The 22,880-nt window shown below is 33.2% G+C and carries 21 protein-coding genes; 11 read left to right on the plus strand and 10 right to left on the minus strand.

Translation table 11 applies throughout. The features are described 5' to 3' along the window. Nucleotides 1–205: 205 nt before the first annotated feature. From Q4487_RS08185 to Q4487_RS08200, 4 genes are all read right to left on the minus strand, one after another. Complete coding sequence (locus tag Q4487_RS08185) at nucleotides 206–331, minus strand: hypothetical protein (RefSeq protein ID WP_303540196.1); 126 nt, start codon at nucleotides 329–331, stop codon at nucleotides 206–208. Nucleotides 332–517: 186 nt separating this feature from the next. Beyond that, nucleotides 518–1,435 carry a hydroxypyruvate isomerase family protein gene (locus tag Q4487_RS08190; protein ID WP_303540194.1) on the minus strand — a complete coding sequence of 306 codons (918 nt, stop codon included), beginning with the start codon at nucleotides 1,433–1,435 and terminating at the stop codon, nucleotides 518–520. Between the two features lie 16 nt (nucleotides 1,436–1,451). Beyond that, entirely contained in the window at nucleotides 1,452–2,099 is a 648-nt protein-coding gene (locus tag Q4487_RS08195) for a gluconate 2-dehydrogenase subunit 3 family protein (protein ID WP_100894079.1), read from the minus strand. After that, complete coding sequence (locus Q4487_RS08200) at nucleotides 2,099–3,817, minus strand: GMC oxidoreductase (RefSeq protein ID WP_303540190.1); 1,719 nt, start codon at nucleotides 3,815–3,817, stop codon at nucleotides 2,099–2,101. Before Q4487_RS08200 ends, Q4487_RS08195 begins: the two co-directional genes overlap by 1 nt. 133 nt (nucleotides 3,818–3,950) lie before the next feature. Here Q4487_RS08200 and Q4487_RS08205 point away from each other — a divergent pair, with 133 nt between their 5' ends. Both Q4487_RS08205 and Q4487_RS08210 read left to right on the plus strand, forming a co-directional pair. After that, nucleotides 3,951–4,937 carry a sugar phosphate isomerase/epimerase gene (locus tag Q4487_RS08205; RefSeq protein ID WP_303540188.1) on the plus strand — a complete coding sequence of 329 codons (987 nt, stop codon included), beginning with the start codon at nucleotides 3,951–3,953 and terminating at the stop codon, nucleotides 4,935–4,937. Between the two features lie 22 nt (nucleotides 4,938–4,959). Further along, the gene (locus Q4487_RS08210) at nucleotides 4,960–6,096 is read left to right on the plus strand and encodes a Gfo/Idh/MocA family protein (RefSeq protein ID WP_100894082.1); all 1,137 of its coding nucleotides are present in this window, start codon (nucleotides 4,960–4,962) and stop codon (nucleotides 6,094–6,096) included. Nucleotides 6,097–6,169: 73 nt separating this feature from the next. On the opposite strand, the gene Q4487_RS08215 is transcribed toward Q4487_RS08210, so the two are convergent. Then, nucleotides 6,170–6,631 carry an ASCH domain-containing protein gene (locus Q4487_RS08215; protein WP_100894083.1) on the minus strand — a complete coding sequence of 154 codons (462 nt, stop codon included), beginning with the start codon at nucleotides 6,629–6,631 and terminating at the stop codon, nucleotides 6,170–6,172. A 191-nt stretch (nucleotides 6,632–6,822) separates the two neighbouring features. Here Q4487_RS08215 and Q4487_RS08220 point away from each other — a divergent pair, with 191 nt between their 5' ends. The 6 genes from Q4487_RS08220 (at nucleotide 6,823) to nadD (ending at nucleotide 11,695) form a co-directional block, all read left to right on the plus strand. Next, nucleotides 6,823–7,875, plus strand: coding sequence for a sugar phosphate isomerase/epimerase (locus tag Q4487_RS08220; protein WP_303540185.1), 1,053 nt, complete (start codon nucleotides 6,823–6,825; stop codon nucleotides 7,873–7,875). Nucleotides 7,876–7,894: 19 nt separating this feature from the next. Continuing rightward, the gene (locus tag Q4487_RS08225; protein ID WP_303540183.1) at nucleotides 7,895–8,653 is read left to right on the plus strand and encodes a DUF1080 domain-containing protein; all 759 of its coding nucleotides are present in this window, start codon (nucleotides 7,895–7,897) and stop codon (nucleotides 8,651–8,653) included. A 2-nt stretch (nucleotides 8,654–8,655) separates the two neighbouring features. After that, nucleotides 8,656–9,471: a DUF1080 domain-containing protein gene (locus Q4487_RS08230; protein WP_303540181.1), complete on the plus strand. Its 816-nt coding sequence runs from the start codon at nucleotides 8,656–8,658 to the stop codon at nucleotides 9,469–9,471. A 185-nt stretch (nucleotides 9,472–9,656) separates the two neighbouring features. Continuing rightward, nucleotides 9,657–10,514 carry a YicC/YloC family endoribonuclease gene (locus Q4487_RS08235; RefSeq protein WP_303540179.1) on the plus strand — a complete coding sequence of 286 codons (858 nt, stop codon included), beginning with the start codon at nucleotides 9,657–9,659 and terminating at the stop codon, nucleotides 10,512–10,514. Beyond that, entirely contained in the window at nucleotides 10,514–11,095 is a 582-nt protein-coding gene (gene gmk, locus Q4487_RS08240) for a guanylate kinase (RefSeq protein WP_303540177.1), read from the plus strand. Before Q4487_RS08235 ends, gmk begins: the two co-directional genes overlap by 1 nt. A 12-nt stretch (nucleotides 11,096–11,107) precedes the next feature. Further along, nucleotides 11,108–11,695, plus strand: a complete 588-nt coding sequence (gene nadD, locus Q4487_RS08245) for a nicotinate (nicotinamide) nucleotide adenylyltransferase (RefSeq protein ID WP_303540175.1) — start codon at nucleotides 11,108–11,110, stop codon at nucleotides 11,693–11,695. A gap of 3 nt (nucleotides 11,696–11,698) precedes the next feature. Here the strand turns inward: nadD and Q4487_RS08250 are convergent, their stop codons facing one another. After that, the gene (locus tag Q4487_RS08250) at nucleotides 11,699–12,730 is read right to left on the minus strand and encodes a YiiG family protein (RefSeq protein WP_303540173.1); all 1,032 of its coding nucleotides are present in this window, start codon (nucleotides 12,728–12,730) and stop codon (nucleotides 11,699–11,701) included. A gap of 165 nt (nucleotides 12,731–12,895) precedes the next feature. On the opposite strand from Q4487_RS08250, the gene Q4487_RS08255 reads away from it, so the two are divergent. Further along, nucleotides 12,896–15,352 (plus strand): zinc-dependent metalloprotease, encoded by a 2,457-nt coding sequence (locus Q4487_RS08255; protein ID WP_303540171.1) that lies wholly within the window; start codon nucleotides 12,896–12,898, stop codon nucleotides 15,350–15,352. A 69-nt stretch (nucleotides 15,353–15,421) separates the two neighbouring features. Here Q4487_RS08255 and Q4487_RS08260 read toward each other — a convergent pair whose 3' ends face one another. Further along, nucleotides 15,422–16,135 carry a DUF6503 family protein gene (locus tag Q4487_RS08260; RefSeq protein WP_303540169.1) on the minus strand — a complete coding sequence of 238 codons (714 nt, stop codon included), beginning with the start codon at nucleotides 16,133–16,135 and terminating at the stop codon, nucleotides 15,422–15,424. A 96-nt stretch (nucleotides 16,136–16,231) separates the two neighbouring features. On the opposite strand from Q4487_RS08260, the gene Q4487_RS08265 reads away from it, so the two are divergent. Further along, a complete protein-coding gene (locus Q4487_RS08265; protein WP_303540167.1) occupies nucleotides 16,232–16,576 on the plus strand; it encodes a hypothetical protein in 345 nt (114 codons plus the stop codon). Nucleotides 16,577–16,645: 69 nt separating this feature from the next. Here the strand turns inward: Q4487_RS08265 and Q4487_RS08270 are convergent, their stop codons facing one another. Both Q4487_RS08270 and Q4487_RS08275 read right to left on the minus strand, forming a co-directional pair. After that, nucleotides 16,646–18,937: an inorganic phosphate transporter gene (locus Q4487_RS08270; protein WP_100894094.1), complete on the minus strand. Its 2,292-nt coding sequence runs from the start codon at nucleotides 18,935–18,937 to the stop codon at nucleotides 16,646–16,648. Between the two features lie 74 nt (nucleotides 18,938–19,011). Then, nucleotides 19,012–20,217 (minus strand): porin, encoded by a 1,206-nt coding sequence (locus tag Q4487_RS08275; protein WP_303540163.1) that lies wholly within the window; start codon nucleotides 20,215–20,217, stop codon nucleotides 19,012–19,014. Nucleotides 20,218–20,439: 222 nt separating this feature from the next. Here Q4487_RS08275 and dgt point away from each other — a divergent pair, with 222 nt between their 5' ends. Continuing rightward, nucleotides 20,440–21,783 carry a dGTP triphosphohydrolase gene (gene dgt / locus Q4487_RS08280; RefSeq protein ID WP_100894096.1) on the plus strand — a complete coding sequence of 448 codons (1,344 nt, stop codon included), beginning with the start codon at nucleotides 20,440–20,442 and terminating at the stop codon, nucleotides 21,781–21,783. Here dgt and Q4487_RS08285 read toward each other — a convergent pair. Next, nucleotides 21,780–22,880 carry a DUF3078 domain-containing protein gene (locus tag Q4487_RS08285; RefSeq protein ID WP_303571882.1) on the minus strand — a complete coding sequence of 367 codons (1,101 nt, stop codon included), beginning with the start codon at nucleotides 22,878–22,880 and terminating at the stop codon, nucleotides 21,780–21,782. The genes dgt and Q4487_RS08285 overlap by 4 nt on opposite strands.

The raw sequence follows: 22,880 nt of genomic DNA on the forward strand, positions 1-22,880 counted from the left end.
TAAACGCTTTATGAACACCTCTCGTTATGGGCGAGAAAAAACTAACCTCAACTATGTCCTTCCCCTTAAAACGGCATAGATTGAGGTTTTTTAGTGTCAAATAAATACGTATTTACAAAATAAAAAGCATCATTAAATACTACTAAAATAGTAGATTTAATGATGCTTTAATATCTAAACACAAAAGCTAAGCGTATAGCTAATGCTATTCTTTTCTTAATCTAGGTCTAATAATTGTAGAATACACTAATGCAGATGTATACACAATTAATAAAATAAAATAATTCTCCATAGTAGTATGTGTTTTATAAGGGAAAAGTAAACTACCCATTGTCCTTATGTTATTTTTACGTTATGAAAATACGAAAAGTTTACATACAACCAAATAAAAGAGCACTTAATCGATACGTTTTAGCATAATTTAACTTTTACACACATTTTTTGACAAAGAAAAAAGCAATAAAAAAAGCTACACCAATTAGGCATAGCTTTTATTTACTTATCATTTAATACTGATTTATAAAAACAAATCTACTTCTTTATAAGCATCTATAACTGCACGCTCACCAATTTTATTTGGTTTAGAGTTACCATGTTCCATACCCAAAATACCAGTATATTTTTTATCATAAATAAACTTAAAAACATTCTTATAGTTTATTTCACCTGTAGTAGGCTCTTTTCTTCCTGGGTTATCACCAATTTGTATATAGGCAATCTCATCCCAACTTGCCTCCATATTAGGAATTAAGTTACCCTCTTGTATTTGTTGATGATAAATATCAAATAAAATTTTACAAGATGGCGAATCTACAGCCTTACATATTTCATACGCCTGTGGCGACTCTGACAAAAACAATCCTGGATGATCTCTAAAATTTAAAGGTTCCAATACCATAATTATCCCGTGAGGCTCTAAAATAGCAGACGCTTGCTTTAAAGACTCAACTACGTGTGCAGTTTGGTAACCCATAGACAATCTTAAATCTACGTGCCCAGGAACAACTGTAACCCACTTAGCATTAACGCGCTTAGCAACCTCTACAGAGCTCTTAATCTCAGATAAAAACTTATTTCTAAGAGCTAAATCTCCTGATGCCAAACTTGGTTTCTTCCAAGAAATTTCATGAGCCACAAAAACACCCATATCTATATTTAAGCGCTGCATAGTTTTAGCTAACTTTTTTTGTGTAGCTACATCTCTACTAAGCATGGTATTATCCTCTAAAGCCGTAAAACCCTCATCTGCCATAAAACGCAACTGATCTTCTAAGCTTTTGGCGTGATTAGAAAACATTCCAAAATGAGGTGCATAGTTTAAATTAAATTTATGCTTTGCCTCTGTATTTTTTAAAGAAGCATACCCATAAGCACCACTTAGTGATATTGCACCTGTAGTTAATGCCGATTTTTGTATAAAACTTCTTCTTTTCATTCTTACTATTTTCTAATTATAGAGCCCAAGCTTTTCCGCCTGTAAACTCATCAACAGTTCCACAAGGAATATATTTACCCGGAATAGGATCAAAAGCTAAAAAGTTCTTAGCAATCTCCTCAGTAACTTTAAAGCCATGAATAGTCCAACCTCTTAGCTCGTGCGCAAAAGCAATAGCTCCAGAATTAAGATCTAACTCCGCAACCTCTCCGTTAGCGATAGCTTTATTGTAATTTTGCATAGCCTTATCCTGAGCCTCTATTTGTGTTTCGGACAGCTTTAAACAACCAGCCAAAGTTTTCTCTAACTCTTCTGCCGTAACATCTGTAACAGCATCCTTACCTGCATTACTTTTAGCTAGGCTTAAAAAATTAGCCATTTTTGCTTTAAACAAGGCTTTTTCCTCCTTTGTATTAGATATATTAATATACTGATCTACAAACATATGCACACCTGCCTCTGAAGCAGAAGGAGAATCTGTTTTTGGCAGTATAATATCCATAAGAGTTACTACAACACCACCTTCTTCTACTGAAAAGAATTCTGGAGTAAAAGCAACACCTTTATCATTTTTACAGCTTTGTACAATACTAATTAAGGTTGGCGTAGCTACAACATAGCCTAATGACAAACCTAAGTTCTTAAGTGCTAATCTTCTATTCATTATAATAATCCTTTTTTAAGTTGTTCTGCAGCATGGTTAGCCGCTCTTGCTGTAAAAGCCATATATGTTAATGATGGGTTAACACATGAAGCAGAGGTCATAAAAGAACCATCTGTAACATACACATTTGGCACAGCATGTACTTGGTTATACTTATTTAATACCGATGTTTTTGGATTATGCCCCATACGAGCAGTACCCATCTCGTGAATACCTAAGCCTAGAGCACCTATATTATCATACACATTAACATCTCTTAATCCTGCAGATTTTAACATAGCAGCAGCTTGCTCTTTTATATCTTCTCGCATTTTAAGCTCGTTCTCTTTAAACTCAGCATCAAAAGTAACAGTTGGTAATCCCCAATCATCCAATTTATTATAATCTAAGGTAAATCTATTATCCTCGTAAGGTAAAACTTCACCAAAGCCCATAATACCCATTGTCCAACCTCCTGGCTTTAAAACAGCGTCTTTTAAATCTTTACCGTAAGCGGTTTCCGCAATAACTTCTTGCCAATTACCTCTAGTTGCACCACCCTGGTAACCATAACCTCTTAAAAATTCTTTACGATCTGTATCACCTCCTAAATTCCTAAACCTTGGAATATACACACCATTAGCTTTTCTTCCTTTATAATATTTATCTTCAAAACCATCAAACTTACCATTAGCTCCACAACCTAAGTGATGATCCATAATGTTTCTTCCTAATTGATCTGATTCGTTCCCCATACCATTAGGAAAAGTATCAGATTTAGACTGCATTAATATAGATGTAGATGCTATAGCAGAAGCACATAAGAAAATTACTTTAGCTTTAAACTCAATTTTTTCTTTTGTTAATCTATCTATAACTTTAACTCCTGTCGCTTTTTTTGTTTTTTCATCATAAATAACCTCGTAAACTATAGAGTCTGGTCTAAGTGTTAAGTTACCGGTAGCCTCTGCAGTTGGCAAAGTAGATGAGTTACTACTAAAGTAAGCTCCAAAAGGACATCCTCTACTACAACGGTTACGATACTGACATTTAGATCTTCCGTCTCCTGCAAATTTTTTATCACTGGTAATGTGGGCAACTCTACCAGCGGTAACAACACGACCGTCAAAATTTTCGGCTACGCTTTCTTTTAATTTTTCTTCTACACAATTAAGTGGCATCATTGGCTCAAACTTACTATCTGGTAACTGAGGCAATCCTAAACTTTCTCCAGAGACACCAATAAATGTTTCTACCTTATCATACCATGGGGCAATATCTTTATAGCGAACAGGCCAATCTACACCATGACCATCATTTTTATTTGCTTCAAAATCTATATCACTCCAACGGTAACTATGCCTACCCCACATTATAGATCTACCACCAACGTGGTAACCACGCATCCAATCAAAACGTTTTGTTTCATTATAAGGGTGTTTTAAATCATTAACAAACCAATGCTTAGTATCTGCATTTGTAGTGTAACCTGTTCTAGACTGCTTTAACTGCTTTGCTTTTTCTTCAGGAGAAATAGCTCCGTTGTTTGGCAAATCCCAAGATTCTTTAAAAGCAGTAGTGTAATCATCTCTATGTGTTACCATTCTACCCCTTTCTAATATTAAAGTCTTTAAACCAGCTTCACATAATTCTTTAGCAGCCCATCCTCCACTTATACCAGTTCCTACAACAATAGCATCATAAGACTCTTGTTCTTCGTTATAATAAAATTTGCCCATTCTTTGCGTTGTTTATTTGATAATTTTCTCAAATATAAAATAAATTTTCTACATTTAAACCCTGTAAATATTGAGGGTAACGTACTATAACGTTATAGTTGATGTAAATTCCTAAAAATTAAATATCTAAAAAATGAAAGTTAAAAACCTAGTTAGCCAGAGTGTAAAATACCCATTAATTTTACTTGTTTTCTGTTTTGCATCTTGTAAGGATACGCCTAAAAAAACTGAAGACATAAAAGAAGAAGTTGCTGCCACAACTACAGACGTGCAAAAACCTTTTTTTAAATTGTCTTTAGCACAATGGTCTTTACATAAACAAGTTTTTGATGGCGGTAATCCTTATGATTTTGCTGAAAAAGCAAATAAATTAGGTTTTACTGGCTTAGAATACGTAAGTGCTCTTTACAATGATGTTAAAGAAGCTAATTATTCTGATGAAGCAATGGCAGAATTTGTAGAAAAATCTAATGAAGCTGCAAAAAAACACGGAATGACAAATGTTTTAATAATGATAGATGGTCAAGGAAACCTTGCCCTAGCAGATGCTGAAGAACGTAAAAAAGCTGTTGAAAGTCATTACAAATGGGTTATAGCAGCTGCAGAAATGGGTTGCCACGCTATACGTGTAAACTTAGCAGGTGCTACTGAAGAAAAAGAATGGATAGCTAGTTCTGTAGATGGACTGAAACAACTTGGAACTTTTGCTAAAGAACACAACATAAACGTAATTGTAGAAAACCACGGTGGCTTATCATCTAATGGTAAATTACTTTCTGAAGTTATGAGCCTGGTAAATATGGATAACGTTGGTACACTACCAGATTTTGGTAATTTTTGTATTAAAAAGTCTGAAGAAGGTTGCGAAGAAATGTACGATAATTACAAAGGAGTAACAGAACTAATGCCTTACGCTAAAGCAGTTAGTGCAAAGTCTTATAATTTTGATGCTAATGGCAACGAAACTAAAATAGATTATGCTAAAATGCTACAAATTGTTAAAGATGCTGGCTACACTGGTTTTATTGGTGTTGAGTATGAAGGTGATGAAAAAGGTGAAGAAGAAGGAATTATTGCAACTAGAGATTTATTAGTTAATGCATCAAAAAATCTAAAATAAAAACATTTTAAAAGATATTTTTATGAGTAAAAAAATTAGACTAGGAATACTAGGCGGTGGCGGAGATTCATTAATTGGTGTTTTACACAGAGTTGCTTCTTTTATTAATGACAATTACCAAATTACTGGTGCTGTTTTTAATCCAGATTTTAATGCAAGTGTTAGTTTTGCCAAACAAATTGACATTCCTACTAACAGAATATATAAAGATTTTGATACTCTTGTTGAAGAGGAATTAAAGTTACCTGAAGAAGAAAGAATACAGGTCTGCTCTATTTTAACTCCAAACTTTTTACATTTTCCTATGGCTAAAAAGTTATTAGAAAATGGGTTTAATGTTATTTGTGAAAAACCAATGACAACCACCTATGAAGAGGCTAAAATTTTACAAGCTACTTTAGAAAAAGCAGGTACCATTTTTGCCGTAACACATACGTATACTGGTTACCCAATGGTACGTCAAATGCGAGAAATGATTAAAGCTGGCGCTATAGGAGATATTCAAAAAGTAGATGCACAATATTACCAAGGATGGATAAACCCAATTATTCATGAAAAAGATAAAAGATCTTCTACTTGGCGTTTAGACCCTGAAAAATCTGGCATTAGCTGTTGTATGGGTGATATAGGAGTACATGCTTTTAATATGATTGAGTACACAACTGGAATGCAAATAAAATCTTTGTTAGCAGATTTAAATTATTTGTATGATGACAATAAAATGGATATTGACGGCACCGCTTTAATTCGTTTTAACAGCAACGCTAAAGGCATTATAAGATCTAGCCAAATAGCAACAGGTGAAGAAAACGGACTTACCATTAGAATATACGGAAATAAAGGCGGTTTAAAATGGGAACAAGAAAACCCTAATTACTTGTATGTTATGAGTGATGACAAGCCTGTACAAATTTACAAACCTGGACACGCTTATAATTCGGACTTATCTTTAGATGGCACAAAATTACCTCCAGGACATCCAGAAGGTATTTTTGATGCAATGGCAAATATTTACTTAGGTGTTGCCAGAGCCGTTAGAGGAGAAAAGTATAACGATGGCGAGTTCCCAACAATGTTAGATGGTGTACGCGGCCTTAACTTTATACAAGGTAGTGTAACATCACATCAAAAAGGAAATGTTTGGATAGATTTAGATTAATTTACTTACCATACATAAAACAAAAACCACACTTTAATGTGTGGTTTTTTTGTGCTTATTTTTTTATGATTTTTTAAAAAACTTTTTCAAACTCTTCACAAACCACAATCATACTATCCGTAGGTTGCTTTTTAAACTCAGCTAACTCTCTCTTATAATAATCTACGTGTGTGGTTTTCCAGTATTTTAAACTTTTATCTCCCTCACCTTCTTTTTGCGCATAATTTTCATCAATACTAAACAAAGGTTTTAACTTTACAGCTGTAGTACGCACAATGCATTTTGCTTGTCCTTCCCAATCTGTAACAATTCTAAAATCTCCAATTTTTGGCAAACGCTCTTTACGCAGTTGCAATCCTAAAAGCGAGTGTGTTGTTGCTTTTTTTATCCCTTTTTCTACCAATAAAACACATTCATTGGCATCTTTTTCATTATCACAAAAATGCTCTACTTTAGGGTCTTCTACAAAAGCATCTTCTAAATGCTTATCTAAATAATCTCCCCATAAACTCTTAGCTGACCTATTGTTTTCCACAGATATAGATTTATATTTTTATTCTAATATAGATTTTATGTTGTTCATCCCACAAAACCACTCAATTCGTATAAAAAGAGACCACAAATCATTTACAAATTATTATATTTATGACTTGGGTTATTCTTAGTTATAACCTTAAGAGTTAAACGTTAAATATAGCATTAAATTACATAATACAAACACATAAAATGAAGACAATTAAAGGTCCATCGGTTTTTTTAGCACAATTTATAGACAGTAAAGCACCATTTAATTCTTTAGAAGGACTATGCAAATGGGCGGCTGACCTTGGCTATAAGGGAATACAAATTCCTACTTGGGAAACTTTTTTAATAGATTTAGATAAAGCAGCAGATAGTCAAGAATATTGTGATGAGCTAAAAGCAAAAGTTAACTCTTACGGCCTAGAGATTGCAGAATTATCTACTCATTTACAAGGACAGTTGGTTGCTGTACACCCAGCTTATGACGTTATGTTTGATGGTTTTGCACCAGAACACTTAAAAGGTAACCCAAAGGCAAGAACAGAATGGGCAATAGAAACCGTTAAAAAAGCAGGTACCGCAAGCAGAAGATTAGGTATTAAATCCCACGCTACTTTTTCTGGTTCTTTACTATGGCATACAATGCACCCTTGGCCACAAAGACCTCCTGGTTTAGTGGAACTTGGCTTTGAAGAACTAGCTGCCAGATGGTTGCCAATTTTAGATCATTTTGATAAGGAAGATGTAGATGTTTGTTATGAAATTCACCCAGGGGAAGATCTTCACGATGGTGATACTTTTGAACGCTTTTTAGAAGCTACTGGCAATCATAAACGTGTAAATATATTGTATGACCCTAGTCATTTTGTACTGCAACAATTAGATTATATTGCCTTTATAGATCATTACCACCCATACATAAAATCTTTTCACGTAAAAGATTCTGAATTTAATCCTACAGGAAAAAAAGGCGCTTTTGGAGGTTATAACGACTGGAAAGATAGAGCTGGAAGATACCGTTCTTTAGGAGATGGCCAAATAGATTTTAAAACCATTTTCTCTAAACTTACCCAATACGGATGTGATGTTTGGGCTACTATGGAATGGGAATGCTGTATTAAAAGCCCAGAGCAAGGCGCAACCGAAGGTGCAAAATTTATACAAGATCACATAATTGAAGCTACAGAAAAAACTTTTGATGATTTTGCCAAAACTGGCACCGATAAAGAAATGCTAAAAAAAATGCTTGGCATTTAATAAACAACAATTACTACTTATGAAAAAGACATTACTAATAGTTTGCCTATCCGCTTTAGCCTTTAGCTGTAAAGACAAAGCCCCTAAAGAAACTAAAGAAGCAGAAGCTACTGCAGAAAACACTATTAAAGAAGAACCTAAAGAAAATGAATGGACGGTTTTGTTTGATGGTAGCAACCTAGATAATTTAAAGTTATACGGAAACAATAATGCCATAGAAAACTGGAAGATAGTAGATGACGCTTTGGTTTTTTACCCACCTACAGATCGCCCAAAAGACACTTATTATAACCTTGTAACAAAAGAAGAGTACACAAACTTTGTCTTGTCTATAGATTGGAAAATTTCTGAAGGCGGTAACAGTGGTATTTTTTGGGGAATTAAAGATGATGGCACGTACGGACAGCCTTACGAAACTGGCTTAGAAGTACAAGTGTTAGATAATAAAAACCACCCTGACGCAAAAAACGGAACAGATCGTCAAGCTGGTGCGCTATATGATATGGTTGCGCCAAGTAAAGATGCTACAAAACCTGTTGGAGAGTGGAATACTGCCGTTATTACAATAAACCACAAAACAAACAAAGGCAGCTCTGTTTTAAACGGAGTTACTGTTGCTGAGTTTCCTTTAAATGGTAAGGACTGGGATAATCTATTAAAAAACTCAAAATTTAATGGCTGGGATGGTTTTGCTAAATACAAAACAGGAAAAATAGGTGTACAAGATCACGGAAATATTGTCTCTTACAGAAATATAAAAATTAAAGAACTAGATTAAGAATGAAAAAGATTTTACTATCCGTATTAGGCATAGCATTGTTGTTTTCTTGTCAAGAAAAAGTGACTAACAAAACTACAGAAGCTCCTAAAGAAGAAGATTATATTGTATATGAAGAATACAGCGGCACAGAACCTACAAAACCTGAAGAAACAGAACTATACAAGCCAGTTCCGCCAACAGTAACTCCAGCAAAAAATAACGCAGCCCCTAGCGACGCTATTGTTCTTTTTAGTGGTGCAAATTTAGACGAATGGACCAACGCAGATGGCAATCAAACAGCCCCTTGGAATGTTGATAAAGAAGGTGTTTTTTTTACTGTAAAAGACAAGTCTGGAGATATTAAAACAAAAAAAGAATTTGGGAGTATACAGCTACATATAGAATGGAGATCACCTGCTGAAGTTTTAAGAGATGGACAAAACCGTGCAAATAGTGGTGTATTTCTTCAAGATAGGTATGAGATTCAAGTACTAGATAATAATGATAATGATACTTATGTAAACGGACAAGTAGGGTCTATTTACAAGCAACATATTCCGCTTGCAAAAGCATCTGTACCAACAGGAGAATGGAATACTTACGATGTTGTTTATCATGAACCAGAATTTAATAAAGAAGGCAAAAAAATAAAATCTGGAACATTAACTCTTTTACACAACGGAATTCTTGTTTTAGACCATGTAGAAATTAAAGGAACCACACCTTATATTGGATGGCCCAAAAACGAAGCTCACGGCAAAGCTCCAATAAGACTGCAAGACCATGGTGATAACAGTAGAGTTAGCTACAGAAACATTTGGGTAAGGGAAATATAATTTTTATTGCAAATGAATAAAAAGTTTTAAGTTAAAGTTCTGTCTAAATATATAGACAGAACTTTTCTTTTAAAAACTAATCAATAGTACACAAAACGTTGCATTCACAACAAAAAAAGCTTTAAAAACAACCTCTTAGCCTCAACTAGTATAGTTTAATTATATTTGCATAAAATTTACAATATATGATTCAGTCCATGACCGGATTTGGAAAACACGTAGTGCAACTTCCATCAAAGAAAATTACCATTGAAATTAAATCTTTAAACAGTAAAAGTTTAGATTTAAATGCACGTATGCCTTCTGCATACAGAGAGAAAGAGCTGGAGTTACGTAAAACTATTGCTAACGGTTTACAAAGAGGCAAAATAGACTTCAATTTATATATTGAAAGTACCGGAGCAGACACATCTGCACAAATAAACGAAAGTGTTGTAAAACAATACATGCAACAACTAAAAGCTATTGCTGAAGGTGATGATGTAAAACTTTTAGAAATGGCATTGCGCCTACCTGACGCAATGAAAACAGAGCGTGAAGAAATTGATGCTGAAGAATATAAAGCTATACAAAATACACTTATAGAAGCTCTAAAAGAAATTAATGTATTTAGAACCGAAGAAGGTGCTGTTTTAGAGCAAGATTTTAAACAACGTATATCTTCTTTAGAAAACCTATTAGAACAGGTTATTGCTATAGACCCTGATAGACAAGCAGCTGTACGTGAACGTCTGGACAAAGCTGTCTCTGATTTAAAAACTGAAGTAGATCAAAACAGGTTTGAACAAGAACTTATTTACTATTTAGAAAAATACGATATCACTGAAGAAAAAGTACGCTTAGCAAACCACTTGACATACTTTACTACAACCATAAACTCTGACGATTCTAACGGAAAAAAATTAGGTTTCATTTCTCAAGAAATAGGAAGAGAAATTAATACAATTGGCTCTAAAGCTAATTATGCACCAATGCAACAATTAGTAGTGCAAATGAAAGACGAACTAGAGAAGATTAAAGAACAAATGCTAAATGTTTTATAATGAAAGGCGGTAAACTTATCATATTTTCAGCACCATCTGGCAGCGGAAAAACTACTATTGTAAGACACTTATTAGGTAAAGAAAATTTAAATTTAGCATTTTCTGTTTCTGCTACATCTAGACCAAAAAGAGGTAAAGAAAAAGACGGAGAACACTACTATTTTTTATCGTTATCAGAATTTAAAAACCACATTAAAAACGATGACTTTTTAGAGTGGGAAGAAGTTTATAGAGATAACTTTTATGGAACTTTAAAAACAGAAGTAGAGCGTTTATGGGCAGAAGGCAAAAACGTAATTTTTGATATTGATGTCGTAGGAGGCTTAAGAATTAAAAAGAAGTTTCCAGAACAAACATTAGCTGTTTTTGTGAAGCCACCAAGTATTGATGAGCTAAAAATTAGACTAAAAAAACGCAGTACAGAAAGTGATGATAAAATAAATATGCGAATTGCTAAAGCATCTGTAGAGCTAGCAACTGCACCGCAATTTGATACTGTTATTAAAAATTATGATTTAAATACTGCTTTAGCCGAAGCAGAAAAATTGGTTGCAGATTTTATTAGCAAGCCAAACTCATAAACAAAGTTTGATATGAAAAAAGTAGGGTTATATTTTGGAACCTTTAACCCAATACACCTAGGGCATTTAGTTATTGCAAACCACTTGGTAGAATTTACAGATTTAGACGAGGTTTGGTTTGTAATAACACCACAAAGTCCGTTTAAAACAAAGCAATCTTTATTAGATAATAATCACAGATACCAAATGGTTTTAGAAGCAACAGAGGAATACCCTAAGCTTAAACCATCTAATATAGAGTTTAATCTACCACAACCCAATTACACGGTACACACTTTAGCTCACTTGCTAGAGAAGTACCCAACTGGTTATGATTTTTCATTAATTATGGGAGAAGACAATTTAAAAAGTCTTCACAAATGGAAAAACTACGAGGTAATTTTAGAAAATCATGATATATATGTATACCCTAGAGTTTCTAGCGGTACTGTAGATCATCAATTTAAAAATAATCCTAAAATTAAAATGGTTACTGATGCGCCAATTATGGAAATCTCATCTACATTTATTCGTAAAAACCATAAATTAGGAAAAAATATAACTCCATTACTACCTGCAGCTGTATTTAAATATATGGATGAAATGAATTTTTATAGGTAAGTACTAGTTTAAATGCACACTTCTATACTCATTAACCATTGCAATAAACTCTAACTCCAATTTTAAAGGAGAACCGTCTGCTGCAATATTAGGGTGGTCTTCACCGTAGTCAAAATCATTATTAGCTATACGCAATTTTAGACTAGTTAACCCCATTAATATATTTCCTAAGTGAGTAGTAAAATTAGTAACAACAGGCATTGGCTTACCAAACTCTTTTACAATTAAGTCTTGATTTTCTTTTAAACCCTCTAGAGCAACGTAAGCAGCTCTAAGCTCTTTTATTTTAAGATTAATAACAGTAAAATCCAATGTTAAAAGTCCATCTACATCTCTACCTCCAATTTCATTCAGGATAGTTTCTGTAGCATTTATAGCAGTAAATAGGTTGTACTGCACAACCAATTCTTGTTCTTTAAACTTTTCTTTTTCATAGTTCTCTACACTGTCCTGTAGCCTATAAAAGACAATGGACATATCATCAAAAGTAGAAAAGTAATTTCTGTAAGCCTCTAGTAATTTTATATGTAATTTTTTTCCCTTGTTTACATCTACTTTTTCTACAATACCTTTTTTATAATACGCATCTAACTCTATTATGGTATTATATAAAATCTCTGCTGTTTTATATACCAAAAGCATATTTGCATCTACCTTTTTTATTGCAGGAGTGTGTACAATAGTAGATTTTAACAAGTCTAATTGATCTATAGGTAAACCTATTTTACTTTTTAAATTAGTAGTAATTTTTGGTTCGCTTTGGTTTACCCAGCTTAAGTAATTAGCATAGGATTTACGAACCTTATCATCATAGGTATTAAAAAACTCTATGTAATTATTATACTTAATTACAAAATCTGCAGAGTTATAAGAATCTTCAATAGTTGCAAGTTTTTCCTCTCTTTCGTCAGAAGAAAAAGGCTCTAAAGAACTAGTAACCGTTTTTAATTCCTTGTCATCTTCCTCTTGCTTTACGTTTTTGCAACTTACCACTACAAAAGCAATTAGACATGTATGTACAAGGTGTTTTATCATTTCTTATTTTTAATGAGGTGCAAAAATAAACAAAGTTATTGCGTTAACTATCACGGCTTACCGTGATAATTTGCATTTGTTATCAACAATTCACAATTACATTAACTTTTCTCTAACAAATAAGCTATTTTACATTTATTATCTTGTGATCCTAACAAACTCCTAATGAAAAAAATACTCTTATTATGCGTAGCTGCTACTCTTTTTTCTGCTACTAGCATAAATGCTCAAAAAAAGAAAAAATCCAAAAAAGGCAAAGCCGAACAAACAACTCCCCTACAAAAAACCAAAAAGGGAGACATTAAAAACTATAGTCAAGTTGTAACTAAAGATGCCATAACCGACGAAGGCTTATTTAAAGTACATAAAGTAGATAAAAAGTATTTGTATGAAATACCATTTAGTAAGCTAAACAAAGATATGTTATGGGTTACAAGAATTGCAAAAATACCTACAGGCTTAGGCGGCGGGTATATGAATGCAGGCTCTAAAACCAACGAACAAATGGTTAACTGGACGCGTTTTCAGGATAAAATTTTATTAAAATCTAAATCCTACAGCAATGTAGCAGATAGCACAAAAGCAATTAGCGCATCTGTAAAAGTTAACAATTACGAACCTACTCTGTTTGCTTTTGATATTGAAGCTTTTAGTACAGATTCTACCAGTGTAGTTATAGATGTAACCTCGTTATTTAGCACAGACGTACCAGCAATAAGTGGTTTATCTAGTAGGTTAAGAAAAACTTACAAGGTAAAAAGATTAGATCCAAAACGTAGTTTTATAAACAGCGTCAAGAGTTTTCCTGAAAACATAGAGGTTAAGCAAGATTTTACCTTTAACGCATCTGAACCATCTACTTTAAGATCTACAGAATCTATTAGTTTACAAGTAAATCAATCTATGATTTTACTTCCAGAACAACCAATGCAACCACGTATCTCTGATCCTAGAGTTGGTTATTTTACTGTTAGTCAATATGATTTTGGTAGCGATGAATTAAAGGCAGATGAAAAAACATATATTCGTCGTTGGAGATTAGAGCCTAAAGATCCTGAAGCATATGCAAGAGGCGAATTAGTAGAACCAGTAAAGCCTATAGTTTATTATTTAGACCCAGGAACTCCTGAAAACTTGAAAGAATATATAAAACAAGGTATTGAAGATTGGCAAAAACCATTTGAAACAGCTGGATTTAAAAATGCAATAATTGCGCGTGATGCTCCTACCGCTGAAGAAGATCCAGAATTTAGCCCAGAAGACATTAGATATTCTATGATACGCTATGTAGCTAGCACAACAAGAAATGCTGTTGGACCAAGCGTATCTGACCCTAGAAGTGGAGAAATTATAGAAAGTGACATTATCTGGTACCACAACCACTTGCGTAGTTACAGAAACAGATATTTATTAGAAACTGGAGCGGCAAACCCAAGCGCAAGAACATTAAAAACAGAGCCTAAAGAAATAGGTGACATGATGCGCATGGTTATTGCCCATGAAGTTGGTCACGCTTTAGGATTCCCTCATAATATGGCCGCTAGTTACGCGTACCCTGTAGACTCTCTACGTAACGGCGAGTTTACACAAAAAAATGGTATTGCTGCTAGTATTATGGATTATGCTCGCTACAACTATATAGCACAACCTGGTGATAAAAACATTAGATTTATTAGACAAATGGGACCTTATGACCATTATGTTACAAACTGGGGCTATCGTTATTTAGCATCTGAATCACCAGAAGCAGAAATACCTACATTAAATAAATGGATATTAGAAAAAGCAGACAATCCAATTTACAGGTACGGCAGACAGTCTAGTCGCTTTGATCCACAATCACAAACTGAAGGATTAGGAGATGACCCTGTTAAAGCAAGCACATACGGAGTTAAAAATCTAAAGTATGTAGCAAAAAATCTTAGCAGTTGGACATCAGACAAAACAAATAATTACGATGACTTAGAAGAGTTATACGGAGAATTATTAGGTGTTTATAGTAGATACGCAGGTCATGTAGTTACTAACATTGGTGGTGTTTTTGAAAACTTAAAAACTCCAAAACAAAGTGGCTCTGTATACACAGTTTTAAGTAAAGCAAAGCAAAAAGAATCTATGAAATGGTTACAAGATAATGTGTTTAGCACACAACCTTGGTTAGTAGACAAGACCATTTTACAAAATATAGACTACGCTGGCTACCCAGAAAATTTACGTAAAGTACAAGCCAGACACTTAAACAGTATTTTAAGTGCAGATCGTATTGGCAGATTGTTAGATGCAGAAACAACAAATAAAACGTATTACAGCGCCTTAGAAATGTTAAGTGACCTACGCAAAGGTATTTGGAAAGAAGCCTACACAGGTAGAAGCGCAGATATTTACCGTAGAAATTTACAACGCACCTATGTAGAACGTATGCAAACACTACTAACAGCTAAAAACGGTAGAGGTTCTAGTTTTGATGTAACCACTTCTGATGTTAGCTCTTTAGTTAGAGGAGAACTAAGAACATTACGTTCTAAATTAAAACTTGCTAAAAACGGAAATATAAACACCGTAACTCGCTACCATTATGAAGATGTAATTGCTAAAATAGACCAAGCATTAGATCCAAAATAAATAGAGTTTTAAAAAATAAAAAAGGGCAATCTGTTTAGATTGCCCTTTTCTCTTTTACAACACAAAAGCTTATTTTTTGGTAAGCACATCTGTACCTAAAAGCTTGTCTTCTTTATTAGTATACCAAGCTCTAATAGCCGGCATACGCACACCGTTTATAATTTCAGAATTGCTTAACACAATATACTCCCCATCATTCTTAGACTCATCGTGAAAAAACTGATACCTTTCCATATCTAAAGACTTAGGGTCAAAATAGAAATACCAAGTATCCTTACCAACTTCTTTATCATAAGTAGCTTTTATAACTTTATACCATTTTTGATTAATTTTTTTAGAGTAAATTTTAGGATCTATTATGGTACCTTTATCTTTTAGCTTCATTGGCAAACCATACAGATAGGTATAATAATTTCTCATAAAAAGCGCTCGCTCTTTAGTAAACTTAAACGTTTTTTGTTCGTCGGCATTTCTTATTTCTTTGTCATAAATAAAAAAACTAACACTATCATTTACAATTTTAGTAGTACGCTTTTTCCCATCTACTGTATTAGACAAAATAAAAGTACTCTTAGGTATATCTATATGAATATCCGTAACTCTATCTTCTTTATTTGGCGTACTCATAGTTACCACTAAATCTCCCTTAAAGGTTGGCCAATTATTATTAGGGTCGTGACGAGAAATTACTTTTTCTAAAAAATCCAAAGCACTATCTTCTTGCGCTTTTAAAGTTGTTAAACAACTAACAAATAGCATTATTACAAGGAAACTATTTTTCATAAAATATATTTTTTTCAATTTACAACAAAAGGTTAATGTTTAGAAAAAATTTATCAACTAGATAAAACTTATGTAATTTGTAGTAAAAAATAATCTATGAAGAAATCATCAATCTCCGTATTAATATTAAGCTTAACAACAACAGCTTTATGTGCACAGCAAAAAAATCAATTTAAATTAGATCCTATAATTTTAGAAACAGCTATTAATAAAACGTATTTGCCACAAAAAAAAGATGACTTATCTAATACTTTTGCTAGTTACAACAAAGAACATTTATTAAAATACAAACAAGATAATTTTCTGCTCACTCCTCCTTTAAAACAAAAAGCAGAATTTATATCTAAAATGCCTGTACACAAACCCAAGGGAAAATCTATAAGCAATACCATAAAAATAGATTCAACAGTTAATTACAGCTTACGAATTATAAAGCTTTAACCAATAAGGTTTAAAACAAAAGAAAGCCCAACACCTAAGGTATTGGGCTTTACTTTTTATAGTATTTAATTATGATATAGTTGCCGGTGGCACACTACTATCATGTTCATTATAATACAGCTCTAACATATTTATTGTTGCCGTCATCAAATCTTTTGTCTCTAGCAATAAAGAGAAATAAAGCGTTGTATTTTTAGGACTAGATTCTTCTGTTCTAGTACGCTCTACTTGCTTCTGTATTTTCTGAGAAAGCAACTCAAATAATGCTTCTTTCTCTTCTAAAATTTGTGCAATTTTATCAAAAGAACGTGTTTCAAATACAGCTTGAGTTTCATTTAAAATATGCTCCAATTTATAGTCAATTTCTTTTAACTCTTTAATTTGGTTGTATTTTAATTTTTTGTGATTGTTGTTTATATGCTTGTATGAAATTTTAGTAATATACTCTAATGACTGAGCCATATCTTGTAACGAGCCAAGTATATTAATATAAAAGTTACTTGCACCAACACTAGCATCGTCTAAGTTTTTGATAAAATAAAATATGTGATCTCTTAAATCATCTACCTCATCACCTAACTTAACCACTCCTTTTTTATTCTTTTTAAGAATATCCAAGTTTTGCTTAGCCAAACCATCTATAGCATTTGTATATATTTTGTTGGTTCTTTTTACAACGTTAGCTGTATTTTTAGCACTTTCTACAATAACACCTTGTATAGAGCTACTTTCTGCTCTTCTAAGACTATCTTCTGCTTTTATTTCTTTAGACTTTTTATTGTAAGAGATATAATTTCTTGCCAATAACAATATTGCCACAAATAATAAAATAGCTATGGCAGCGCCAGTACCAAAATTAATAAGAGTTAAAATAATACCCGCGGCAGTAAATGCAATAATTGCAGTACCAAACCATCCGCCAATAACATTTAAAACACCAGCCACTCTATAAACAGCACTTTCTGCTCCCCAAGCCCTATCTGCTAATGATGTACCCATTGCAACCATAAAAGTTACGTAAGTAGTAGACAAAGGCAATTTAAATGATGTTGCCACAGATATTAAAATACCTGCAACCACCAAGTTAACAGCTGCCCTTACCATATCAAAAGCTGGCATATCATACGTTTTATCTTTAGCCAGAGCTATCTTTGGCTTTTCAAATCTAGCTTCAACCTTATCTGTAATAGATTTAGGCATAACAGATGATGTGTATGTAGAAATTGCTATTCCAATTCTAACTATTCCTCTAGATAAAAAGTTAGGTTCAAAACGCTCTTTACCTTCACCTTCTCTAGATAAGTTAATTTCAGTTTCTGCAACATAACGTGCCTTTTTAGAAAACCATAAAGTAGCCACCATAATCATCCCAGAAATAAACAACAACAAAGTTGGTGTTGGTACTTTTTCTGTTAATATAGCCATACTAAATGCAGATGCATCTACGCCAGATGCAGACCATTCTGTATAGGATTGGTATGCAGCAATTGGCACACCTATAAAGTTAACCAAATCGTTACCTGCAAAAGCCAAGGCTAAAGCAAAAGTACCAACTCCAATAATAATTTTATAGATATTAAGTTTTGCAAATACAGTTAATACGTATGACACAACAAACCAAATAACAAAGTTTACAAGCACTATAGGAAACCATTGTACTTCTAAAAAGTGTTTAATAGTCATATCTCCTATAATATCTATACTCTGACTTGCAAAAGCAGTACCTTTTATACCTTTCATAAATATAAAGTACGTAATAGCAGATAAACCAACACCTCCAAAAACAGCACCTACCCATTTAGCCTTTCTCTCAAAATCATAAGACAATAGCAAACGAGAAAACCATTGCACAATTGCACCTATAGAAAAGGCAATAACAACAGAGAGGAGAATACCTATTATAATCTCTGTTGCTTTAGATGTATTAATATAATTTACTACATCTGATGCACTACCACCAGCTTGTAATATTTTAATTAATGCCATTGCTACAGCTGCACCTAGCAACTCAAAAACAATAGAAACCGTTGTAGACGTTGGCATACCCAGGGTATTAAAAAAGTCTAACAACAGAATATCTGTAATCATTACGGCCATAAAAATGAACATAATTTCATTAAAGTAAAACTCATTGGGGTTAAAAATACCTTTTCTAGCAACCTCCATCATTCCACTAGAAAATATAGCGCCACAAGCAATACCCACACTGGCTACAATCATTATACTTCTAAAAGAAATAGCTTTAGATCCTATAGCCGAATTTAAAAAGTTAACCGCATCATTACTAACACCAACCACAAGATCTGCAATAGCTAAGACAGCTAAAGCAATAATCATTATTAAGTAAATATTACTCTCCATAATTTATAAAAATTCAATTTGCAAATATGCTTTGTTTTAAACTGTCTAACGTTATGTTAAGGTTATTTTTTTTCTTAAAAATGAACCTCTAATTGCAGTCTGTATATAAGTCCGTCAGGCCCACCAACTTCTGTTAAATAAGTAGCATCTGTTTGTACTTTTAATTTGTGCCCCACTAAATACTTAGACACTCCAAATGTATATTGATTTTCTTTATTTTCATTTGTAATTTGCTTATCTAATTCTACAGATGTATACCTACCCGTAATTTCCAAGTTATTTTTAAAAACATAACCAGACATTAGATTTAAACCCTTACCTACTTGTACCACATCTCCCGTGGCAGTACCGTCTTTGTTTACAGCAATAGCGTTATCTGCTTTACGATCTGCATATTCTCCTAAAAACGAAAACCCATTGTATTTAAAAATAGCATTTACAAACAACGTATTAATATCTGTCTCATAAAAACCAGTATCAGTAAACATATAATCACCTTGATTACTTCTTGTTTTTACCGCATTTTTATTTGCATCATAAGCTACACCAAGTAATAACTTTGGAGATTGCTCCCTTTTTAAATCACTTCCTACATACTCTGTATTTCCTGTAAAAGCCCCAAAAGGCAATAATTCTAAACGAGTTGTATACTGGTAACCGCCCAAATTTCCTTTAGACACATTCCTTCCTTCTCCTTGAGACAAAGCAAATGCCTCCCGAATTAAGAACTTATCTGACAAATAAAATTTATGCCTTAACTGAGCTCCCATATCCCTATCTATAGTAAACCTATTATTTAGCAAAGACCTATCTACCAATTGCATATTAGCAGATGAAACTATACGCTCTATATTTCCTGGTAATTTTGTTTGCCCAATCCATAACTCAAAATTTTCATAGAAATTCCACATCACAAAAGCATCTAAAATATAACGTGGTGCGTCGTGTGTAAACTCAGATGCCCCAGAAATATCTCTGTTAGACAAACCTAACTCTACCTTATATTTTAATTTAGGAGAATACGCAAAACCTTTAAATTTTAAACGCCCTCTTCTAATTAAAAAATTAGATCCAATAGAGGATAATTTCTCATTATCATTCTCTGACCATTGTCCTATACCCAAAAATTGCATTCTTCCAGAAACATTCATACTCCAAGTACTATCTTTTCCTACTAGGTTTAAAATACCTTTACCAAAAGCAGGCGCCTTAACCTCTTGGGATTTAACCGAGTTTAAACCAATAAAAAGAAATAATACCGTTAGAATTCTAAAACACATAAATGCTATTTTTTTCGATTACAACAATCCACCTCTGATGTTAATTAATTGTTTCTAAATTATTAACTCATTGCAAATTTAGGGAAACTAAGTTAAAGACTAAGGTGTTATTATATATAACCGATGTAGACACTAAAGTTGGCTGATACAAAATTCTTTTAAGTTTAATCTACTTTGTTTAAAAAGCTATTTAAGTATCTTGCAACTTTAAAATTGAGCATTATGAACTGGGAGCAATTATTATCTTTAAAACGCTTTGGAGACACCAATAAAAGACTACGAAAAGAACAGGATGAAACTCGTTTAGGATTTGAGGTAGATTATGACCGTGTCATTTTTTCATCTGCATTTAGAAGCTTACAAGATAAAACCCAGGTAATTCCTCTTTCTAAAACAGACTTTATACACACCAGACTTACACATAGTTTAGAGGTTTCTGTGGTTGGTCGTAGTTTAGGACGTATTGTTGGTAAAAAAATACTAGAAAAACACCCACACTTAAAAGAAGTTCACGGTTACCATTACAATGATTTTGGAGCTATTGTTGCCGTAGCATCTTTAGCGCATGATATAGGAAATCCACCATTTGGACATAGCGGAGAAAAAGCTATTGGCGAATATTTTAAAACAGGTAATGGCCTAAAATATAAGGATCAACTAACCGATAAAGAATACCAAGATATTATAGATTTTGAAGGTAATGCTAACGGATTTAAGCTATTAACAGAGTCCAGAACAGGTGTAGAAGGTGGTTTAAGATTAAGTTATGCTACGCTAGGTACCTTTATGAAATACCCAAAAGAATCTTTACCTAAAAAACCCACAAAACATATTGCAGATAAAAAATTTGGTTTTTTTCAGACCGAAAAGGATTTTTTTAGCGAGGTAGCAGAAGAACTGGGATTAATGCAAACCAGAGATGGTAAAGACATCTCTTTTTCTAGACACCCACTAACTTATTTGGTTGAAGCAGCAGATGATATTTGCTACACAATTATAGATTTTGAAGACGGAATAAACCTTGGTTTAATATCTGAAGATTACGCTTTAGAATATTTAATTAAGTTGGTAAAAGACAAAATAAACACTAAAAAATACAATGAAATGGTGTTTATGCAAGATCGTCTTAGTTACTTACGAGCTCTTGCAATTAACACACTTATTACAGATGCTGTTGCTATATTTTTAGAAAATGAAGAAGCTATTTTAGATGGATCTTTTGACGTATCTCTTTTAGATAAAAGTAACTACATTGCACAAATAAAAGATATTATATCTTTAAGCGTATCCAAAGTTTACAAATCACAAGAAGTAATAGAAAAAGAAATAGCTGGATATAAAATTATATCAGACATTTTAGATGTTTACACAAATGCTCTAGTTAAAACAGCAAATGGCACAGCCTCTAATTATGATAATATAGTGCTACAGACATTACCAGAGCGCTACCAAAATACAGATGCTCCTCTTTATAATTTACTATTAAACACTTGCTGCTATGTTGCTAGTTTATCTGATAGTGGCGCTGTACATATACATAATAAAATTATGGGCAAACAACTTTAAAAATCATAAGACAACCCTACACCAAGCAATTGCTTAAATTGTATTTTAGGCCTGCCTTGCGTAGTAACTACTCCGTCTGTTACAACCTCATCAAAAAGTATATCGTCATCATACAAAAGGTTGGTGCCAATATTAGCTTTTACATATTGGTTTACCTTCATGTCTAAACGTAACTCCCAATCTATATCAACGTTACCAAAACTATTTAGATAATCGGTATACAAAGTTAAATCATGCGCTAAAGTCATATTTTTTGCTACGTTGGTTTTCCACGTGTTGGTAACCAAAAAACCAAATTCCATTAAAGTACGCTCTCCTTCTTTAGTGATGTTACCATCTGCATCTCGCTCGGCTTTTTTAACACCAAAGGCACCAGAATTTGCCAACTCTTGATCTAAAACAAATGTTGCTTTTTGGGTAATAGGAGAAATGTATAAGTTAAACTTTTTCCCCTCTGGAATATAAGACGTACCCGCACCTATAAACACATAACCTGGAGCCATAAATGTAGAAATTATATTTTCTGTATTAGGATATTTATAACCATCTGCAAATTGCGTATTAAAGTTTGCTTTTACAGAGTAATACCAATTACTTATTGTATCTCTTCTGTAGGCAAAAGTAGAACTAAAACGTATGGCGTCATCTGCCTTCCTAAGCTTTTCGCCCTCTATAGCACTTAATCCAAATCTAAGATCTAAACTATTGCTCCACTGTACGTATCTAAATTTGTAATTACGAACAAATTTAACCTCCCCAATGGCAGAAACAGAATTGTTACCACCGGCTTTCCAGTTTACAAATGCAACTTCATTTATATTAACTCCTAAATGATTGGTTTTTTCCCAGAATGAAGGAACCGTAAACCATCCAAAATTCTCCTTTCTTGGATTGGCTTCATAAGTAAGCCTAGGATTTGCCAATTTAACACCCCTAGGAATATTTTTTATCTTCTCTTGATTTTTACGAACCACAATAGTACCTACAATAGTAGTATCTACTTTTACTGAATCTACCTCTACAGGGTTAGCTACCTGTGCATTTAGTGCACTTATACATAGAGTTAAAACTAAAAGTGCAATTGTTTTTTTAAACAT

The sequence above is a fragment of the Cellulophaga sp. 3_MG-2023 genome (assembly GCF_030546975.1).
Lineage (GTDB): Bacteria > Bacteroidota > Bacteroidia > Flavobacteriales > Flavobacteriaceae > Cellulophaga.

Excerpts from the sequence above, each read along its gene's own strand:
- Q4487_RS08220 (WP_303540185.1), top strand. The coding sequence starts at position 6,823 with ATGAAGACAATTAAAGGTCCATCGGTTTTTTTAGCACAATTTATAGAC.
- gmk (WP_303540177.1), top strand. The coding sequence starts at position 10,514 with ATGAAAGGCGGTAAACTTATCATATTTTCAGCACCATCTGGCAGCGGA.
- Q4487_RS08255 (WP_303540171.1), top strand. The coding sequence starts at position 12,896 with ATGAAAAAAATACTCTTATTATGCGTAGCTGCTACTCTTTTTTCTGCT.
- Q4487_RS08205 (WP_303540188.1), top strand. The coding sequence starts at position 3,951 with ATGAAAGTTAAAAACCTAGTTAGCCAGAGTGTAAAATACCCATTAATT.
- Q4487_RS08200 (WP_303540190.1), bottom strand. The coding sequence starts at position 3,817 with ATGGGCAAATTTTATTATAACGAAGAACAAGAGTCTTATGATGCTATT.
- Q4487_RS08230 (WP_303540181.1), top strand. The coding sequence starts at position 8,656 with ATGAAAAAGATTTTACTATCCGTATTAGGCATAGCATTGTTGTTTTCT.
- Q4487_RS08275 (WP_303540163.1), bottom strand. The coding sequence starts at position 20,217 with ATGTGTTTTAGAATTCTAACGGTATTATTTCTTTTTATTGGTTTAAAC.
- Q4487_RS08265 (WP_303540167.1), top strand. The coding sequence starts at position 16,232 with ATGAAGAAATCATCAATCTCCGTATTAATATTAAGCTTAACAACAACA.
- Q4487_RS08225 (WP_303540183.1), top strand. The coding sequence starts at position 7,895 with ATGAAAAAGACATTACTAATAGTTTGCCTATCCGCTTTAGCCTTTAGC.
- Q4487_RS08210 (WP_100894082.1), top strand. The coding sequence starts at position 4,960 with ATGAGTAAAAAAATTAGACTAGGAATACTAGGCGGTGGCGGAGATTCA.
- nadD (WP_303540175.1), top strand. The coding sequence starts at position 11,108 with ATGAAAAAAGTAGGGTTATATTTTGGAACCTTTAACCCAATACACCTA.
- Q4487_RS08285 (WP_303571882.1), bottom strand. The coding sequence starts at position 22,880 with ATGTTTAAAAAAACAATTGCACTTTTAGTTTTAACTCTATGTATAAGT.
- Q4487_RS08250 (WP_303540173.1), bottom strand. The coding sequence starts at position 12,730 with ATGATAAAACACCTTGTACATACATGTCTAATTGCTTTTGTAGTGGTA.
- Q4487_RS08235 (WP_303540179.1), top strand. The coding sequence starts at position 9,657 with ATGATTCAGTCCATGACCGGATTTGGAAAACACGTAGTGCAACTTCCA.
- dgt (WP_100894096.1), top strand. The coding sequence starts at position 20,440 with ATGAACTGGGAGCAATTATTATCTTTAAAACGCTTTGGAGACACCAAT.
- Q4487_RS08260 (WP_303540169.1), bottom strand. The coding sequence starts at position 16,135 with ATGAAAAATAGTTTCCTTGTAATAATGCTATTTGTTAGTTGTTTAACA.
- Q4487_RS08185 (WP_303540196.1), bottom strand. The coding sequence starts at position 331 with ATGGGTAGTTTACTTTTCCCTTATAAAACACATACTACTATGGAGAAT.
- Q4487_RS08190 (WP_303540194.1), bottom strand. The coding sequence starts at position 1,435 with ATGAAAAGAAGAAGTTTTATACAAAAATCGGCATTAACTACAGGTGCA.
- Q4487_RS08270 (WP_100894094.1), bottom strand. The coding sequence starts at position 18,937 with ATGGAGAGTAATATTTACTTAATAATGATTATTGCTTTAGCTGTCTTA.
- Q4487_RS08195 (WP_100894079.1), bottom strand. The coding sequence starts at position 2,099 with ATGAATAGAAGATTAGCACTTAAGAACTTAGGTTTGTCATTAGGCTAT.